The organism is Anseongella ginsenosidimutans, assembly GCF_008033235.1.
In the GTDB taxonomy this organism is placed as follows: Bacteria; Bacteroidota; Bacteroidia; order Sphingobacteriales; family Sphingobacteriaceae; genus Anseongella; species Anseongella ginsenosidimutans.
Genome location: NZ_CP042432.1, coordinates 3,464,365 through 3,480,962 on the forward strand (window position 1 = coordinate 3,464,365; position 16,598 = coordinate 3,480,962).

The 16,598-nt window shown below is 49.6% G+C and carries 15 protein-coding genes; 13 read left to right on the plus strand and 2 right to left on the minus strand.

The window, feature by feature from the left end; all coding sequences use genetic code 11:
* Positions 1-7 precede the first annotated feature (7 nt).
* Together FRZ59_RS14390 and FRZ59_RS14395 are read left to right on the plus strand one after the other, a co-directional pair.
* Positions 8-916 (plus strand): sugar phosphate nucleotidyltransferase, encoded by a 909-nt coding sequence (locus tag FRZ59_RS14390; protein WP_132128515.1) that lies wholly within the window; start codon positions 8-10, stop codon positions 914-916.
* Positions 907-1,989 carry a phosphotransferase enzyme family protein gene (locus FRZ59_RS14395; RefSeq protein ID WP_132128516.1) on the plus strand — a complete coding sequence of 361 codons (1,083 nt, stop codon included), beginning with the start codon at positions 907-909 and terminating at the stop codon, positions 1,987-1,989. Before FRZ59_RS14390 ends, FRZ59_RS14395 begins: the two co-directional genes overlap by 10 nt.
* Here the strand turns inward: FRZ59_RS14395 and FRZ59_RS14400 are convergent.
* On the minus strand, positions 1,955-4,450 hold the full coding sequence (locus FRZ59_RS14400; RefSeq protein WP_132128517.1) for a beta-galactosidase domain 4-containing protein: 2,496 nt from the start codon (positions 4,448-4,450) through the stop codon (positions 1,955-1,957). The genes FRZ59_RS14395 and FRZ59_RS14400 overlap by 35 nt on opposite strands.
* 59 nt (positions 4,451-4,509) lie before the next feature.
* Between FRZ59_RS14400 and speB the strand changes: the two genes are divergently transcribed.
* The 8 genes from speB (at position 4,510) to tsaB (ending at position 11,362) form a co-directional block, all read left to right on the plus strand.
* Complete coding sequence (gene speB, locus FRZ59_RS14405; RefSeq protein ID WP_132128518.1) at positions 4,510-5,409, plus strand: agmatinase; 900 nt, start codon at positions 4,510-4,512, stop codon at positions 5,407-5,409.
* A gap of 24 nt (positions 5,410-5,433) precedes the next feature.
* The gene (ychF, locus tag FRZ59_RS14410) at positions 5,434-6,531 is read left to right on the plus strand and encodes a redox-regulated ATPase YchF (RefSeq protein ID WP_132128519.1); all 1,098 of its coding nucleotides are present in this window, start codon (positions 5,434-5,436) and stop codon (positions 6,529-6,531) included.
* Positions 6,532-6,610: 79 nt separating this feature from the next.
* Positions 6,611-6,769, plus strand: coding sequence for a 50S ribosomal protein L34 (rpmH, locus tag FRZ59_RS14415; RefSeq protein WP_132128520.1), 159 nt, complete (start codon positions 6,611-6,613; stop codon positions 6,767-6,769).
* A gap of 569 nt (positions 6,770-7,338) precedes the next feature.
* Complete coding sequence (locus tag FRZ59_RS14420) at positions 7,339-7,734, plus strand: ribonuclease P protein component (RefSeq protein ID WP_132128521.1); 396 nt, start codon at positions 7,339-7,341, stop codon at positions 7,732-7,734.
* On the plus strand, positions 7,715-7,939 hold the full coding sequence (gene yidD, locus FRZ59_RS14425; RefSeq protein WP_132128522.1) for a membrane protein insertion efficiency factor YidD: 225 nt from the start codon (positions 7,715-7,717) through the stop codon (positions 7,937-7,939). The genes FRZ59_RS14420 and yidD overlap by 20 nt, the downstream gene beginning before the upstream one ends.
* Positions 7,940-7,983: 44 nt before the next feature.
* Positions 7,984-9,642: a S41 family peptidase gene (locus tag FRZ59_RS14430; protein ID WP_132128523.1), complete on the plus strand. Its 1,659-nt coding sequence runs from the start codon at positions 7,984-7,986 to the stop codon at positions 9,640-9,642.
* A gap of 14 nt (positions 9,643-9,656) precedes the next feature.
* Entirely contained in the window at positions 9,657-10,481 is an 825-nt protein-coding gene (locus FRZ59_RS14435; RefSeq protein WP_225975297.1) for a sulfite exporter TauE/SafE family protein, read from the plus strand.
* 2 nt (positions 10,482-10,483) lie between these two features.
* Positions 10,484-11,362, plus strand: coding sequence for a tRNA (adenosine(37)-N6)-threonylcarbamoyltransferase complex dimerization subunit type 1 TsaB (gene tsaB / locus FRZ59_RS14440; RefSeq protein WP_158640642.1), 879 nt, complete (start codon positions 10,484-10,486; stop codon positions 11,360-11,362).
* Here tsaB and FRZ59_RS14445 read toward each other — a convergent pair.
* Positions 11,352-12,764: a DUF5723 family protein gene (locus tag FRZ59_RS14445; protein WP_132128526.1), complete on the minus strand. Its 1,413-nt coding sequence runs from the start codon at positions 12,762-12,764 to the stop codon at positions 11,352-11,354. The two genes, tsaB and FRZ59_RS14445, sit on opposite strands and share 11 nt — an antisense overlap.
* Positions 12,765-12,827: 63 nt before the next feature.
* Here FRZ59_RS14445 and FRZ59_RS14450 point away from each other — a divergent pair, with 63 nt between their 5' ends.
* The 3 genes from FRZ59_RS14450 to FRZ59_RS14460 all read left to right on the plus strand — a co-directional run bounded on the left by FRZ59_RS14450 (position 12,828) and on the right by FRZ59_RS14460 (position 16,373).
* On the plus strand, positions 12,828-13,208 hold the full coding sequence (locus tag FRZ59_RS14450) for a DUF423 domain-containing protein (RefSeq protein ID WP_207910243.1): 381 nt from the start codon (positions 12,828-12,830) through the stop codon (positions 13,206-13,208).
* Positions 13,172-15,646 (plus strand): replication restart helicase PriA, encoded by a 2,475-nt coding sequence (gene priA / locus FRZ59_RS14455; RefSeq protein ID WP_132128527.1) that lies wholly within the window; start codon positions 13,172-13,174, stop codon positions 15,644-15,646. The genes FRZ59_RS14450 and priA overlap by 37 nt, the downstream gene beginning before the upstream one ends.
* A 70-nt stretch (positions 15,647-15,716) precedes the next feature.
* Entirely contained in the window at positions 15,717-16,373 is a 657-nt protein-coding gene (locus tag FRZ59_RS14460; RefSeq protein ID WP_132128528.1) for a protein-L-isoaspartate(D-aspartate) O-methyltransferase, read from the plus strand.
* Positions 16,374-16,598: the final 225 nt, after the last annotated feature.

The window sequence follows — 16,598 nt, forward strand, 5'->3', positions numbered from 1 at the left end:
TAAAACAATGACAGAAAAACCCACATTATTGATTTTGGCGGCCGGAATGGGCAGCCGGTATGGAGGCATTAAGCAGTTGGATGAGTTTGGCCCTAACGGGGAAACCATTATCGACTATTCCTTATACGATGCGATAAAGGCCGGCTTTGGGCGCATTGTTTTTATTGTTCGAAAGGATATAAAAGAAGCTGCCCGCGAGTTGTTTGAGCCGAAGCTGGCCGGGAGGATCGAAGTGGATTTCGCCCTGCAGGAGCTGGATTCCTTCGTACCCAAGGAGTTGGGTGCAGTAGAGCGCAGTAAGCCCTGGGGTACAGCGCATGCTGTCCTTTGTGCAAAGGATCATATCAAAACACCGTTTGCCGTGATCAACGCGGATGATTTTTACGGATACGATGCCTTTGAAAAGTCGGCGCACTTTCTTTCGACCAATCCCGATCCTAATACCCATGCGGTAGTGGGTTACCGGCTGGAGAACACCTTGTCCGACTTCGGAACGGTATCACGCGGCGTTTGCGAAGCCAATGCACAGGGAGAACTGGTCGATATCAATGAACGCACCAAGGTTGGTCGTGAAAACGGGAGTATTTATTATCAGGACAACGAAGGTAATAAGGTAGAACTTGCGCCCTCTACTCCAGTTTCGATGAACTTCTGGGCTTTCAAGCCGACAATTTTTGACCAGAGCCTGAAATTGTTTGAAGCTTATGCCAGGGAAAACATGAATTCGCCTAAGGCGGAATTCTTTATTCCCATCGTCGTGAGTCATATTACTGCTAACGGCCCGGGTAAGGTAAAGGTATTCGAAAGCGACGCCAAATGGTTCGGAGTTACCTACCAGGAGGATAAACCGGTTGTAAAAGAATCATTGAGAAAACTCATTGCCGAAGGGAAATATCCTGAAAAGCTATGGGCCTGAACCAGGTTTTAGATGGTTTCGGGCTGGAGGATGCAAGCTGGGAATGCGTTGAATTCGGCTCCGGCCACATTAACAATACGTACCGGCTAACCCGGAAACAAACGGGGGAAAACCTGCTTCTGCAGCGCATCAACCATTTCGTATTTAAGGAGCCGGAAGCGATTGCGGGCAATATGCGGATAGCTGCCGATCACCTTGAAGCAACGGATCCTGATTACCTGTTCCTGAACGCAGTAAAAACAAAAGAAGGAAAAGACCTTTGGTATGATGAAGAGGGTTTTCCATGGCGCATCCTACCCTTCATTGACAATGCTTACAGCATGGATGAAGTGGGGGAAGCCGGACAAGCCCGCTCGGCCGCCCGCCAGTTTGCGATACTGACCAGGAAACTCGCGGGTTTGGACGCTTCGTTGCTAAAGCCGACTATTCCTGATTTTCATAACCTGGAGCTGCGGTACCGGCAGTTCAGGGAAGCCCTCGAAACGGCCGGCGAAAACCGAAAAAAAGAGGCTTCCGGCGAGATTGGACAATGCAGTAACCGGGCGCACCTGGCCGAAGAATACAGCCGGCTGATCGTTCATCCCGGCTGCAAGCTCCGCATCATGCATCATGACACCAAGATCAATAATGTCTTGTTTGACGTTGAAAGCGGGGAAGCCAAATGCCCGATTGACCTGGATACCCTTATGCCCGGCTATATTTTTTCAGATTTGGGAGACATGGTCCGCACCTATGTGTCGCCAGTTTCGGAAGAAGAAACAGACTTGTCCAAAGTAGCCGTCCGGGACGAATTTTATGAAGCGCTGTATGATGGCTATCTTTCCGAAATGGCCGCAGAACTCAGCGATTTCGAAAAGCAGCATCTTTCTTTTTCCGGGAAAATGCTGCTATATATGCAGGCCCTTCGTTTCTTAACCGATTACCTGCAGGGTGATGTTTATTATAAGATCCATTACCCGGGACAGAATCTTGACCGCAGCCGCAATCAACTTAAACTATTACTTGAGCTGGAAAAGAAAGAAGTAAGTCATATACAGCTTATTGAACGTTTGCTGAAGAAATATAGGGAATAATACGGTAGGTGAAATTCCGGGATTTAAATGGAAGCGCCTGCTGAGCCAGGTCTACGCTAAGCAGTACCGGGCCGTCACCGGCGCCTTCCCGCGCAGCGGTTAAATTAAGCAACTGGTTTTCTTTCCGGATAAGCAGCCCATAGCCATCTTCCCGGCTAAGCCGGACCCAGCGGACATCTCTTTTATCACTTCCCGTATTCGCGCTGATAGGCCCGGAATAAATGCCTATTTCATTTTGCGCAGCCGGCTCCCTTCCATACCATTCCATCTCCCGGTAATCACCGGGTAACCTGAAGCTGGTACCGAACCCCGGCATGAGCGGATAATCTCCCTGCATCCTTACAAAAACATTTTCTACCAGTATCGCCCCGCGGCCGTCCACCCGGAACTTCTGAAACAGCCTGGCATCTCCACCAAGAAGCACCTTCGTAAAGGAAATATAATAATTCCCGTTCACATCTTCCGTGACCTTATAATCGATAATATTGCCCTTATCCGCAGCTTCATTCCAAAGTGTATGGCTTTCCTTCAGGGAGTCCTGCGGAACCAGCAGCTTCCGGAAATTCAGCTCGGGGCCTTCATTCATAAGTTCCCTTCCCTTATAACTATAACGGCTGATCTGACCCTTCCCCTTGTCAAAAACGATCCGGAAATCATAGCCGTTCAATACGATGGATCCCGGATCATCGGTCACGTCAATCATTCCCTTATCCACCTGGTATTCTTCTTCGTAATGATAAGGACCTAACCGGAACTGGCGGGAAGCAACGGTAAAATCAGGCGGAACCAGGGAGTCGCCTGTTTTGGTTTTCAGCCGGAGATTAAGAAAATAATCATTTCCTTCATAGAACCGCATTTTATACCCCAGGGAAAGCCCGGTTTCCTGCCCGGATGCTACCGGAAGTTGCTCCACACGGCCTTCTTCCGCTTTCTTCCCGTTGCGGAGTATCTCCCATTGCAGGTAATAACCAGAGAGGTCGCGGAATGCAAAGTGGTTCCGTACCCCGATAGTCCCCTTCAGAAAATCAGCCAGCAAGAGGTCCACCACCGGCTTCCCGGCTTCGGGAAGACGCTCCTTTTGCGAAAGGGAAATGATGGAAGGATTATTCTTATTTCCGTGGACGCGCTTATCCAGCACATATACCCCATACAGATTGCATAGCCTGTACCAGGAGGGATAAGTAAAGTAAGAAGAAGCATAAACAGCGTTGAAATTTCCCTGTTTGATCTCACGGATATCCTGCATCAACTGCTCCCTGTCCATTGAAAAGAGCGGTCTGGGGCCGGGTTTGAATACCCGGAGCGGTACAGGCACGCCGTTCACATGCAGCATTTCTTCTTCGACCTCAACTGTCCTGAAACCAACCTGCTGGGATACTACCTCAAGTACCTGGCCCGCGCCGTCAAGCAATGTGATATTCAGCCGGTAGCAATAAGGTGTTTCATGTGACCAGGGCTTTACGTCATCGACCGTTCCCTCGAAATGAAAAGCCATGCGGTCGCCCCCGCGAATTTTATAGGTATTATCTTTCCTGAAGTCTATTATTTCATTTCCTTCATCGTCCACAAGTTGTGCGTTTACAGTTGCCTCGGAATAGATCGGCTCGCGGAGTACGCCCCAAAAACGTTCTTTCACCGAATCCATCCGGTTCTCTACCCGGATATCCAATTCCAGCAAGCCTTTCCGCCTATTTTTGTCAAGGCTCCCGGTAAGGCCAATGCCTTGAAAATGCATTTCAGGCCGGGAATAAAGCATTCCTTTTACCATACCGGACAGCAAGTCCTGCACCAGGGTTGTTCCCGCGCCGACCCCCTGCCCCCGGCCCAGCGCGAGTTCCAGGGCCAGTAAATTCTCTCCCGGCTGCAGGAAAGGCGTGATATTGAATTCCGCTTTCGGCGAACCCGCCGCTGTCTGTCCTACCCGATGTCCGTTTACCCAAATGGCAGTCGCTGTATGCATGCCTGGAGAAATAAACAGTTGCTTTTCGGCCCAAATTTCGTCCAGATTGATCTTCTTCCGGAATAAAATAACTTCCGCGCGCTCATCCCGGCTTGCAGCGGCGGTGGAACGGTCTTTATTGCCCGCGGCGCCGATGGCCTTGTTTTCACTTGTCCGGATTTCTCCGTTTTCAGTTGCCCGGGATTCTCCGGGAATCTTCACCGTTTCCCACGAAGCATCGTCAAACTCCGGGGTATAGAAACCGGGGGAAAAACGCTTTGCATCGGTTGAAAACTTCCAGGGGCCTTCCAGGGAAATAGTTCGTTCGGAAGCAGCCGGATTAGCCGCAATTGCTTTATCAAGGCTTTCATAGGGAAAGTACCATGTTCCGGGCCCGTCAGGAGCCTGTTCCGTTTCCGCGTTCCCGCTGTTTTCCCTGCTAAGAACCTGTCCCTTCAGGTTAAACTGGAAGACAATGAGTGCGCAGAAAACGAATAATTTCAAGGTTACTTTATCAGGCATGTGTTAATAACGTCGGGAAAAGGCTTTTTACTATATTTGCCGCTGAAATTATAATAAAAATGGCAAAAGCGCTTAGCCCGCAAAACTTTTTGGGTATTGAAGAACAGGAAATGTGCAGTTATGATGCCTCCGGGATCGTCATTCAGTCGCTCCCCTACGAATACACTTCTTCCTATCTTTCAGGCTCTGCCGCCGGTCCGGCTGCTATCCTGGAAGCTTCTCATTATGTGGAGTTCTACGACGAAGAACTGGACAAGGAAATTTACCGGGAAACCGGGATTGCCACCCTGGAACCCCTGGATTTCGCGGGAAAGACCGATGAAGCGGCTATTTCACTGATCGAAAATGCAACTTCTTCCCTGCTGGAAGACGGCAAGTTCGTGGTTTCTCTGGGTGCGGAACATACAGTAACTTACGGGATCGTTAAGGCATTTGCCCGTAAATTCGACGATCTTACCGTGCTGCAATTAGATGCCCATTCCGACCTTAGGGAGGCCTACCAGGGAAACCCTTATTCTCATGCGTCAGTAATGAAGCGGGTGTATGACCTGGGACTCAATATCTGCCAGGCTGGCATCCGCGCGCAATGCCGCGAAGAAGCCGAACTGATCCGTTCATCCGAACGTATCCATACGGCGTATGCATGGAAACTGCAATCGGATGAACGCTGGATGGATAATCTGATAAAAAACTGCACCGGAAACGTCTATATAACCATAGACGCCGACGGTTTTGACCCTTCCGTCATGCCTGCTGTAGGAACCGCCGAACCCGGCGGCCTGGGCTGGTACGAGGCCCTTCAGCTGCTCAGGAAAGTATGCGCGGCCAAAAACGTTGTGGGCTTCGACATTGTGGAATGCGCCCCTGCCGAAGGCAATATCCTCACTCAATTCAACCTGGCAAAACTGGCGTATAAGCTGATGGGCTACAAGACGTCCTTTAGCCAGGAAAAATCGTAAACTAACACTTGACAATAAAATAAAATGGCACTTCAATGCGGTATTGTGGGGCTTCCGAATGTCGGCAAGTCTACCTTGTTTAATTCTCTGTCCAATGCCAGGGCACAGGCAGCCAATTTTCCTTTCTGTACCATAGAACCTAACATCGGCACGATTACCGTCCCCGATGAGAGGCTGACAAAACTTGCAGAACTGGTAAAACCCCAACGTATCGTTCCTACTACGATTGAGATTGTAGATATTGCCGGTTTGGTAAAAGGCGCCAGCAAGGGTGAAGGCCTTGGAAACCAATTCCTGGGAAATATACGCGGTACCGATGCGATTATTCATGTACTCCGCTGCTTCGACGATGATAATGTAGTCCATGTGGACGGTTCCGTAGATCCGCTGCGCGACAAGGAGATCATTGATACCGAATTGCAGTTAAAAGACCTGGAAACCATAGAAAAAAAGCTGCAGAAAGTAAATAAGGCTGCTAAAACAGGCGACAAAGAAGCCAGGAAGACCGAAGACGTACTTAGCATCTATAAAAGCCACCTTTCTTCGGGAAAGCCGGCCCGTACCGCCCCCGTGGAAGAAAACGACCAGGAACATATTGCCGACCTCTACCTGCTCACCAGTAAGCCCGTTCTGTACCTTTGTAATGTGGACGAAAAATCGGTAAAAAACGGGAACCGGCATGTAGAAGCTGTAAAGGAGGCCATCCGGGATGAAAATGCCGAATTACTCATGATCAGTGCTGCGATCGAAGCCGACATCGCCGAACTGGAAACCTACGAGGACAAGCAACTCTTCCTGGAAGACCTCGGACTGGACCAGCCCGGGGTGAACAAGCTGATCGTTTCCGCCTACCGCCTCCTTAACCTGATCACGTATTTCACCGCGGGCGTACAGGAAGTGCGCGCCTGGACCATCACCCGAGGCACAACCGCTCCCGGGGCCGCCGGCGTAATCCATACCGATTTTGAAAAAGGCTTTATCCGGGCCGAAGTGATCCACTACGAAGATTATATCGCCTATGGCTCAGAAAGCGCCTGTAAAGACGCCGGCAAACTAAACGTAGAAGGCAAAACATACGTCGTGCAGGACGGCGACGTCATGCATTTCAGGTTTAATGTGTAGGTCAGTTCCTTTTGCTTTTATAAAAAAACAACCCTATATTTGCACCTCATTTTTCAGGGCATATAGTATATAGACAATCATGAAAAGAACATACCAGCCGTCGAATCGCAAGAGAAGGAACAAGCATGGCTTCAAACTAAGAATGGCAACTGCCAACGGACGTAAGATCCTTGCCGCACGCCGTGCCAAGGGCAGAAAACGACTGTCTGTTTCAGATGAGCGCCGCCACAAGGCTTAGTTGCTTCGCAACGGTTTAAAGTTTAAAGTTTCAAGCTTCAGTTGCTTCGCAACAGTTTAAAGTTTCAGGTTTAAAGTTTCAAGCTTCAGTTGCTTCGCAACAGTTTAAAGTTTCAGGTTGCTTCGCAACAGTTAAAGTTCAAAGTTTCAAACTGCTTCGCAGAGTTCAAAGTTTCAAATTTCATATTGCTTCGGGGAATTAATGTTCTATTTTAGATAAAGGTTCCGCTTTCAGACAAGGTTTCAATTTCAAGAAAAAGCTTCAATTGGATAGGAGCCGCCAGCTCACAAACCCCCCTCTTTAAGCCTAGAACTTTGACCCTCAAACTAAAACCACGACACCTTAAACTAGAACCTTTGAACCTCGAACCAAAAACTTTGAACTTTGAACTTTGAAACCTTGAACTTCAAACTAAAAACTAGAAACTAAAAACTTTAAACTTTAAGCTTTAAGCTTTGAACCTCGAACCAAAAACTTTGAACTTTGAACTTTGAAACCTTGAACTTCAAACTAAAAACTAGAAACTTTGAACCTTGAACTTTGAACCTTAAACCCTGAACTTTATTTAAGTGAGCAGTTTTAAAAAAGAAGAACGTTTATGCAGCAGGGCGTTGATACTCCGGCTGGTCAATAAAGGTTCTTCTTTTCTTTTATACCCTTTTCGCGTTACCAGCCTTTCTACCGAGCTTCCTGTTGCTGGTTTCCCGGCGCAGGTGATGATTACCGTTTCACGGCGGCGCTTTAAAAGAGCCGTTGACCGAAACCGGATAAAGCGCCGGGTCCGAGAAGCCTACCGAAAAAACAAATCAGCGCATCTCTATGATTATTTAGATAACAGCGGACGTTCTCTCATCTTAATGCTTTCTTATGTGGGGAAAGAGGTTCTGTCTTCGCCTGAGATTGAAAAAAAACTTATATTGGCGCTAAAACGCTTGCAACAGGAATATGATCAAAAAAGCGCTTAATTCGCTTCTGATCGGCTTTATCCGTGCTTACCAACTCCTTCTTTCCCCTTTATTGGGCGGGTCCTGCCGGTTCACTCCAACCTGCTCCCAGTACGGGATTGAGGCGATCCGGAAACACGGGCCCTTTAAAGGGCTTTGGCTCACGATTAAGCGGATTGGCCGGTGTCATCCCTGGGGCGGGCATGGAGAAGACCCTGTACCCTGACTATCCGCCCGTCCGGGGCCTGAACATGACAAAAAAATGATCCGATGAACATCAAAAAGAACCTGCTGATCCGTTTTTTCCTGCCAGCCATACTCCTGCCGGTTGCCGGAGGCTTTGCGGCTTTTACCCTGCTTCCGGACCTCTTTGAAATTCGCAAGAATAAGGAGATACTTTCAACACTCTTCGAAGAAGTAAATCTGGAGTACGTGGATGAGGTATCGCCTTCGCGGCTCATGCGCACCAGTGTAGAAGCTATGCTATCTTCCCTCGACCCCTACACGGTTTATTTTTCCGAATCGGAAGTGAGCGATGCCCGTATGGAAAACGCCGTGGCTTTCGGGGGGATCGGCGCTTCCCTGCATCAAAAGGAAGACTTCGTCGCCATTGGGACAGTTCATGAAAACGGAGCCGCTCAGGCGGCCGGGTTGCTTCCCGGCGACCTTATTGTTGCAATCAATGGGAGAAACGCCAAAGGGCGAACGGTGGAACAGGTAGAAGCTTTCCTCAACGGTCAGGCGGGCGCCGCCATCCGCCTGACCCTGACCAGGAACGGACAGCAAGTGGAAAAGACCCTTTCCAGGAAAGAGGCTTCCAGAAGCAACCTTGCCTGGCACGGAATGATTGATGAAAATACCGGTTATATTAAGTTATCACATTTTGGCCCGGGAACGGCCGGCGAATTCGGAAAAGCCCTTACGGAACTCAAAACGAAATCGCTTGAAAACCTGGTGATCGACCTCCGGGATAACCCGGGCGGTATTCTGCAGGAAGCGGTTGGCCTCTGCAACCTTTTCGTGGAAAAAGGTCAGCTGATTGTCAGCACAAAGGGGAAAAACCCGGCGAACAACCGCTCGTTTTCCACCATGGCCGAGGCGATTGATACAAACATTGCCATCAGCGTACTGCTTAACAGCCGCTCTGCTTCCGCTTCGGAAATTGTTGCCGGCGCCTTCCAGGACCTGGACAGGGCCGTGATCGTGGGCCAGCGCTCCTTTGGAAAGGGGCTGGTGCAGGTAAACAAACCGCTTCCCTATAATGCACAGCTGAAAGTTACGATTGCCAAATATTATATTCCCAGCGGGCGCTGTATCCAGGCCCTTGATTATACCCACCGGAACCCGGATGGCAGCGTGGGAAAAGTTCCGGATTCTTTGGTGAGCGACTTTAAAACAAGGAACGGCAGGCTGGTCCGGGATGGAGGAGGAATATTACCTGATATAGTTGTTGACAGGCCTTCGGCGCCCGCCGTCGTGCAATCCCTCCTTGACAAAGGGCTTATTTTTGATTACGCGACTCTTTACAGGCAGCGCCATGACAGCATTGCCCGGCCCCGCGACTTTGAACTTACCGAAAAAGATTATAAGGATTTCACGGATTTCCTTTCCGGCAAGGACTATTCCTATACGACGGAAAGCGAGCGCTTGCTTGAAAAGTACCGGGAAACCGCGGTTACCGAGGATTATTTTGACGCTCTTGAAGATGATTTTGATTCCATGCGGCAGCAGCTGGCCGGCGCCAAGAAATATGACCTGCAGCACCACCGGGAAGAGATCAAGAATCTGCTCGAAGAAGAAATAGCAGCGCGTTATTATTATCAAAGCGGGCGCCTCCAGGCATCCTTTCCGGAAGACAGGGAATTGCAGCAAGCGCTGAAGGTTTTAGATAATCCGGCCAGCTATTCAGAAGTACTGACCGTAAAATAGTATGTTTGCCTGAAATGGACCCGGGCGATTTATTTGTACTTTTACTTTCGGGATGTGTCGGAGGCTTCCTTGCAGGATTGCTGGGAATAGGCGGGGGAATTGTATACGTCGTCATTTTTTCCATGTATCTTGAACGCCTTGGCATACCTTCGCAATTGATGGTCCCGGCAATCGTTGCCAATTCCATGCTGGCCATCCTCTTTTCCAGCATCTCAGGAACCATAAAGCATATCCGCAAAAAGAACTTCTTCCCGGCGGAAATCCTGGGCATGGGCATTCCTGCTGCGATATGCAGCGTCCTGGGAACCCGTCTTATCCAGATGGGCACCTGGTACACAAAAGACCGTTTCACCCTATTATTTATTGTTATCCTGCTATACACCGTTATCCGCCTTTTCCTGCAAAAGGATGTATCGGTTCCGCTGAAGCCGGAGAAAAGCTCCCTGCCGCTGAACATCATCATTGGCTGCCTGGGAGGCGTGCTGGCCGCCCTGTCCGGCCTGGGAGGAGGAATTATAATGATTCCCCTGATGTCCAACGTCCTGCACTTCAGTCTAAAGAAAGCAACCACAATATCGCTGGGAGTCATTGTAATCATTACGCTGGTTCATTCGGTTTACAGCATGGCAACCGAAGCGGGGGATGCCTTACAGGTCCCCTACTCTATTGGCCTGATTTGCCTGTCGGTGGTATTGCCGGTGTCCCTGGGAAGCATTATCTTTTCGCCCCTTGGCGTTACGGCCGCCTTCAGAGCCTCGGCAAGAACTTTGCGTATTTCTTTCGGTATACTGATAATTTGCGTGATCGCAAAAATGATATATTCACTTATCCAAACCTGATCGTGGCATTAATTTTACACCTGGAAACTGCAACACCCACCTGCTCGGTCGCCCTGTCAGAAGGGGGCGTACTGCTTTCGCTCAAAGAAAAAACGGCGCAGAATATTCATGCCAGCGTTATTACTCTTTTTATTGAAACCGTGATGCAGGAGGCAGGGAGGCAGCTGGCTGAACTGGACGCAGTCTCCGTAAGCAAAGGGCCGGGATCCTATACTGGCTTGCGCATTGGGGTATCCGCTGCCAAAGGCCTTTGTTATGCCCTGGACAAACCGCTCCTTGCCGTCAATACCCTGGAAGCGATGGCCAGCGGGCTCCTGAACGAGCAAAAAGCACCTGCGAATTCCCTGCTTTGCCCCATGCTGGATGCACGGCGTATGGAGGTTTTCATGGCCATCTACCGCGCAACGCGCGGCGGAACGGGAAGAAGCTTCGTAAGGGAAAGCGGCGGGAGTGCAGAAAGCGGCGGGAGTACAGAAAGCGGCAGGGAAACGGACCGCAGCAGAGGTACAGAAAGCGGCCGGGTCGCAGACAGCAACCCGCTGACAGGTAAGGCCAATACCGGGTATAACACCCACATTGATTTGCAGGAAACAGAAGGGCCGCGGGCGCAGATAATGGAAGAAGATTCCCTGGATCCCTGGCTGGAAGGGAATGGGAAGAAGCTGCTGCTCTTTGGCACCGGGGCGGAAAAATGCCGGGAACTTTATAAAAACCGGCAGGAAATTGAAATTATTCCTGATTTCAGGCAATCGGCTGCCAACCTTTTATTACCGGCAGAAAGAAAATTCGGGAAACAGCAATTCGAAGATGTGGCCTATTTTGAGCCTTTTTACCTGAAGGACTTTATCAGCACATCCTCCCTTCGGGAAGCTAAAAAGTAAAGCACTCTTCCTTGCGGCGTTTGCCCCGTTTGTCGCGGAGGTTGAGCCAGTCCGCATTCAGGAAATTACCGACGCCTTCGCAGGGACCCAGCCTGAGGGCAAAGCCAAAATTCATATTTGCGGCTGTACGGCTATCGTAATGGTACCCTTCATTGTTGATCTGCCGGTTCACTTTTATGGAAGGAAGCAGGTTATCAGATCCGATAAAAAAGTCCACCCTGGGGGAGCGTATTAAGAAATTAAGGCCAACCAGCAGGTTCTCGTAGGTATTATAGCCGGCGTTAAGGATCAGGTGAAAGTCCTGGTATTTAAAATCATTGATCAGGTTCAGATCGGCCCGCTTGTATTTCGTAAAGTATCCAACCAGTACATTAGCGGTGTAATTGGGATGAACATTCAGGGAAGCGCCGGCTTCAAAACGGGTGGGAAGCGCCGTACGGTAGGTATGGGCTTCTGCATACTGCGCCCGGATATCATCAATTTCCGCTTCGGCCCGGTTTTTTGTCAGCACGCTGAAGTTCTCCACGCTGATGACGTCCTCAGGCGCGAGGATCACCTGTTCCCCTTTTTCCTTCCAGTTGATCAAGCCCAGGTCCTTGATCCCCAGCGTAAATTTGAAGGTCTCGCTCATCTTTTTTTCGATCCCCCCCGAGATACTGAAACCGGGATTCCGGAAAGAAGGCAGGAAATCGCTTATTCCCAGATCATTCGAGTAAGTGGTATATTCCGCTTGTCCCCGCATCATAAATTCCATCTCATCGGTACCGGGATAATAGACTCCCTCGGAATAGCCGATGCCTGCATCCATGTGAGCAATCCCGCTCAGGTAGGACAGCTTTATCCCCGCAGCAAACGTTTCGTCAAAACGCCGCCGCACACCCAGGCTGGTTTCCGCATACAAATAATGGAACAAGTTCATATTCATGGGGCCCATATCCGATGTGTAGGGAGTTGAACTGATGAATCCCTCCCCCTGCGCCAGGTTTACCGTCATATTCTTGACAGTTGCTGCGCTCATGCTTTTCACGGAATGATCAAAAAGAAACTCGGTTTGGTTGGCTTTGTCAAAAAGGTATTTGATGGTGATCACATTCATATGGCCATAGACGTTCAGGTGATTCTTGCCCTGGGGATCACTAAGCGGTTCTTCAAGTTTCTCATTCCAAAAAAGGAAATTCCTTCCCGCTTCAGCGCCGTCCCCCTGCAGGAAGCCGTCACCGTTCACAGTAGGAATAAAAAAATTGGAGGCCACTATGCCGCAGGCGTCTTCAAATGCCGATACCCAGGGATTCTCTACCGACTCAGCGAGTGTCCTGGAATTATAGAGGGAATAATGCTGCGCCTGAATACTGCCGTAACCCAATATAAGAAGGAAGAGAAAAATGCTTGCCTTTATTCTCATTAGACTTTATTCTAGCACGTTTTTGCTAACTTAGACCCCATAAAAGTAAGAGTTTATAAGCAGATGCTGAAAAAACAGTTGTGGATTTGTTCAATTACCGGCGCACTTGCGGTTATTTTTGGGGCCCTGGGAGCGCACCGGCTGCAGCCTCTTCTGAGCAATGCTGAATTAAGCACCTGGGAAACGGCGGTCCAGTACCATTTTATTCATGCCCTGGCGCTGCTGGTAATTGCTACGGGCAACCGGAATTACAAATTTCTGAACTGGTCATTTACCTTTTTTGCCTTGGGTATCCTGTTTTTCTCAGGTTCTCTTTACTTTCTTTCGGTAAAATCGCATCTTGGAATTGAACAAACGGGGCTCCTGGGCGCATTGACTCCCGTTGGCGGTCTTTTCTTTATTATCGGATGGATCATGATCATTTTTCACAGGACGGGGAAGTGAATTTATTTGCAGAAGTAATTCTTCCGCTGGCGCTACCTGTTAATTACACCTACCGCATCCCTTCGCATATGGTCGGAGAAGTGGTTCCCGGCAAACGTGTGGCCGTGCAGTTCGGCAAAAGCAGGATGTATTCCGCCCTGGTACGCCGCGTCACTGATACTTTTCCCGCACGTTACGCCCCCAAGGAAATACTGGAAGTGCTGGACGACTCTCCCATGGTAACCCGTCAGCAATTCGGCCTTTGGGATTGGATGGCCTCCTACTATCTGTGCAGCGCCGGCGAAGTCATGATGGCGGCCCTGCCGGCTTCCCTTAAATTATCCAGTCAGACGAGGATCATCCTCAACCGGGATTCCCACGGACAGGAGATCAAGCTTAATGAAAAGGAATCACTGGTCCGCCAGGCACTGGAACAGCAGCACGAACTCACGGTAAACGATCTGGCAAAGTTACTGGGGCAGAAAACCGTCATGCCCCTGATAAAGTCACTGATCGACAAGGAACTCGTTTACGTTTCGGAACAAATAACAGGGGGATATAAACCCAGGACGGCGGCCTACCTGGAACTGGACCCTGTTTACCAGGATAAGGAACAATTAAGGGAATTATACCAGCTGCTGGAAAGAGCGCCTCGCCAGCTGGACGCACTAATGACTTTTATCCGCCTGGCGAAGGACAAAGGCCGCGTGCCGAAAAAGGAGTTAATGGAAGAAAGCGGGGTAAGCAGCAGCGTGATCAATTCCCTGGTAGAAAAAGAAGTGTTCATTCCCGTAACGCAGGAAGTAAGCCGGCTGCAGCAGGAAGACGTCGCAATACTGCTGGAACAACAATTTTCCGCTGCCCAGCAGGCAGCCTATGAAGAAACCAGGAGTTTGCTGGAAAGCAAAGAAGCCGTACTCCTTCACGGGGTAACCGCATCGGGAAAAACGCTTCTTTATATAAAACTCATAGAAGAATACCTTGAAAAAGGACAGCAGGCCCTTTACCTGCTTCCGGAAATTGCGATTACAGAACAAATGACCCAACGGCTAAGGTCGCATTTCGGGGACAGCCTGGCCGTTTACCATTCCCGCTTTAACGATAATGAGCGCGGTGAAATCTGGAAGAAGGTACTGCAGGGCACCTGCCGGATCATCGTGGGCGCACGTTCCGCACTATTCCTTCCCTTTCAGGACCTTGGCCTGGTGATCGTAGATGAGGAGCATGAGAACTCCTACAAGCAATTTGATCCTGCTCCCCGCTATCATGCGAGGGACAGCGCCCTTTACCTGGCCGGCCTGTATAAAGCTAAAACCATCCTCGGTTCGGCGACCCCTTCTTTGGAAAGTTATTACAACGCCCTGCAGGGAAAGTATGGCCTGGTAACGCTGCAGCAGCGTTATGGAGAGGTTATGCTGCCGGAAACGCTGATCGCAGATATGCTCCGGGAAAATAAAAAGAAAACCGCCCATTCTCATTTCAGTTCCCAGCTTGTTGAAGAAATAAAAAGGAGCCTGGAAAATAAAAAACAGGTGATCCTGTTCAGGAACCGGAGAGGGTATGTTCCGCTGCTGCAGTGTCATACCTGCGGTTATGTCCCGCAATGCATGCATTGTGATATCAGTCTGACCTATCACCGGAGCAGCGGGAAACTGGTATGCCATTACTGCGGCTATTCAGAAAAGCTGCTTTCTTCCTGCCCTGCCTGCGGAAGCCTGCACCTGGAGCAAAAGGGGTTCGGCACGGAAAAAGTAGAAGATGAGCTGAAGATCCTGCTTCCGCAAGCCAGGATTTCGCGGTTGGACCTGGACAACACCCGAAGTAAATATGCCTTCCAGCAAATACTGAATGATTTTGAGGACGGGAACATCGATATCCTGGTAGGCACTCAAATGGTAACCAAGGGGCTTGATTTCAGCAACGTGACCCTGGTGGGCATATTGGATGCCGACTCTCTTTTCCGTTATCCCGATTTCAGGGCCTTCGAGCGAAGTTATCAGCTGATGGTACAGGTCAGCGGGCGGTCCGGCCGCAGGAGCGAAAGAGGCAAAGTGATCATCCAAACCGCCAGCCCGCGCCATAAGATTATAGGCATGGTTCTTCAAAACGATTATAAAGCATTTTATCAATCGGAAATTGACGAAAGAAGGCAATTCAACTATCCGCCATTCTATCGCCTTATTAATATTCACCTGAAACATAAAAACGAGGAGTATCTGGCAGAAACCGCAGCCGGTTTTGCCTCCCTTTTAAAGGCCCGCCTCGGGAAACGGGTGCTTGGGCCGCAGATCCCGGTGGTGGCCCGGGTAAGAAACCAATATATCCGCGATCTCCTTATTAAAATTGACAGAGAAAACGATTCCATCAGTAAAGTTAAGGAGATCTTCAGCATATGCCTGGCCGAACTGAAGACACGGCACAAAAGCCTGCTGGTCCAGGTCGATGTGGATCCCCTGTGAAAGCAAATTAAAGCTGCATTTCTGGTAAAATAACGGTATTTTTACGGGTCGGATATTTAGCTAAAAAACATTGACACCGCTTAAAGACACATACAAGCATAAAGGGCTTCGCAAGGTATTGGTTAAAACCCTGCGTGAGAAGGGGATAAAGGATGAATCAGTTCTGGAGGCAATCGGCCGGGTTCCCCGTCATTTTTTTATCCAGAAATATACGGCTGAAAAAGCCTATGAAGATACGGCGCTGCAGATCGACGCCGGGCAAACAATCTCCCAGCCTTTCACCGTAGCGTATCAAACAGAATTGCTGAACATCAAGCCGGGGCTAAAGGTACTGGAAATCGGCACAGGTTCCGGTTACCAGGCCGCCATTCTTGCTGAAATGGGCGCAAAAGTGATCACCGTTGAAAGGCAGGAAGAATTGTACCGCAAAACCGCGAAATTTCTCGCCGAAATGGGCTACACGTCCGTTAAATGCCTCCTTGGCGACGGCTCCGTCGGGTTCCCGGCCCAGGCCCCCTATGACAGGATCATTGTCACCGCCGGCGCACCTTCCGTTCCCCAACCGCTGCTGAAGCAGCTGAAAAAGGGAGGAACCCTGGTCATTCCCGTTGGCGACGAAAAGATCCAGAAGATGATCACCGTCCTGAAGATCTCCGAAAAGGAATACGAAAAAATCGAGCTGGACGCCTTTAAATTCGTCCCGCTGATCGGTGAAGGAGCGTGGTAGTTGCTTCGCAACGGTTTAAAGTTTAAAGTTAATAGTTTAAAGTTCGAAGTTTAAAGGTCGAAGCTTAAGGTTCGAAGGTTAAAGTTCAAGGTTCTGGTTTGCGGGTCAACGTTTCGAGAGCTTAAGGAGGGGATTTTATGAACCGGAGGCTCTTCTCCAGTTGAAGCTTTTTTTTGAAATTGAAACCTTATCTGAAAGCGGAACCTTTATCTAAAATGGAATACT

What these genes read in the sequence shown, in the direction of transcription:
- FRZ59_RS14430 (WP_132128523.1), top strand. Translation starts at nt 7,984, where the DNA reads ATGAACATCAAAAAGAACCTGCTGATCCGTTTTTTCCTGCCAGCCATA.
- FRZ59_RS14400 (WP_132128517.1), bottom strand. Translation starts at nt 4,450, where the DNA reads ATGCCTGATAAAGTAACCTTGAAATTATTCGTTTTCTGCGCACTCATT.
- FRZ59_RS14445 (WP_132128526.1), bottom strand. Translation starts at nt 12,764, where the DNA reads ATGAGAATAAAGGCAAGCATTTTTCTCTTCCTTCTTATATTGGGTTAC.
- ychF (WP_132128519.1), top strand. Translation starts at nt 5,434, where the DNA reads ATGGCACTTCAATGCGGTATTGTGGGGCTTCCGAATGTCGGCAAGTCT.
- rpmH (WP_132128520.1), top strand. Translation starts at nt 6,611, where the DNA reads ATGAAAAGAACATACCAGCCGTCGAATCGCAAGAGAAGGAACAAGCAT.
- FRZ59_RS14450 (WP_207910243.1), top strand. Translation starts at nt 12,828, where the DNA reads ATGCTGAAAAAACAGTTGTGGATTTGTTCAATTACCGGCGCACTTGCG.
- priA (WP_132128527.1), top strand. Translation starts at nt 13,172, where the DNA reads ATGGATCATGATCATTTTTCACAGGACGGGGAAGTGAATTTATTTGCA.
- yidD (WP_132128522.1), top strand. Translation starts at nt 7,715, where the DNA reads ATGATCAAAAAAGCGCTTAATTCGCTTCTGATCGGCTTTATCCGTGCT.
- FRZ59_RS14395 (WP_132128516.1), top strand. Translation starts at nt 907, where the DNA reads ATGGGCCTGAACCAGGTTTTAGATGGTTTCGGGCTGGAGGATGCAAGC.
- FRZ59_RS14390 (WP_132128515.1), top strand. Translation starts at nt 8, where the DNA reads ATGACAGAAAAACCCACATTATTGATTTTGGCGGCCGGAATGGGCAGC.
- speB (WP_132128518.1), top strand. Translation starts at nt 4,510, where the DNA reads ATGGCAAAAGCGCTTAGCCCGCAAAACTTTTTGGGTATTGAAGAACAG.
- FRZ59_RS14435 (WP_225975297.1), top strand. Translation starts at nt 9,657, where the DNA reads ATGGACCCGGGCGATTTATTTGTACTTTTACTTTCGGGATGTGTCGGA.